1 pseudogene is annotated in these 645 nt (G+C 80.2%); it reads right to left on the bottom strand.

Annotation, left to right across the window (positions count from 1 at the left end):
- Positions 1-645 (bottom strand): annotated as a pseudogene (locus tag G3I53_RS21755) (LuxR family transcriptional regulator); the annotation flags it as partial.

The raw sequence follows: 645 nt of genomic DNA, 5'->3' as shown, positions 1-645 counted from the left end.
GGACGGGGCGGTGGCGTACACGGCGCGGCCGAGCAGCGGGCTGCGGAAGCGCAGCCGGCCTTCCGCGCCGGCGAGGAACGGCGACGCCGTCCGGGCCGGGCGCGGGTGCAGGTCGCGTACGGCCCGGCGTACGAGGTCCGCGTCGGCGTCGGGTTCGCCGGTGGCCCGCAGGGCGGCCGCCGCCGTCAGCAGCAGGTCGGTGTGGTCCGGTGTCAGTCCGGTCAGGTGGCCGCCGACGACGGAGGTGAGGACGTCCGCGTCGGCCGCCGGCCCGGGCAGCTCGCGGTGTCCCCGCAGCTGGGCCGGGGACAGGCGGTGGGCCAGGGCGAGCAGCAGGGCGGGGTTGCCGTCCGCCTCGGTGACGAGTCGGGTCCGCACGCCCGGGTCGACGGTGCCGTCGGTCGCGTCGTCCAGCAGGGCCGCCGCGTCGGCCGGGGCGAGCGGTGCGAGGTGCAGGGCGGGGAGCCCGGCCAGTTCGGGGACGGTGGGGAGGTGGCCGGGCACGGCCAGGAGCATCCCGGTCCCGCCCGGGGCCGCGTGGACGCGTGCGGCGGCCTCCCCGAGGGCGGCGCGCGAGGCCGGGTCCCACAGGTGCGCGTCGTCCACGCACAGCAGGTGGGGGACGCCGCCGGCCGCCTCGCGGAG

Origin of the sequence: Streptomyces sp. SID14436 (assembly GCF_010548465.1) — a bacterium.
Classification (GTDB): domain Bacteria; phylum Actinomycetota; class Actinomycetes; order Streptomycetales; family Streptomycetaceae; genus Streptomyces.
Note: the sequence above shows the minus strand (reverse complement) of the source record. Positions and strands in the feature narration are given on the sequence as shown.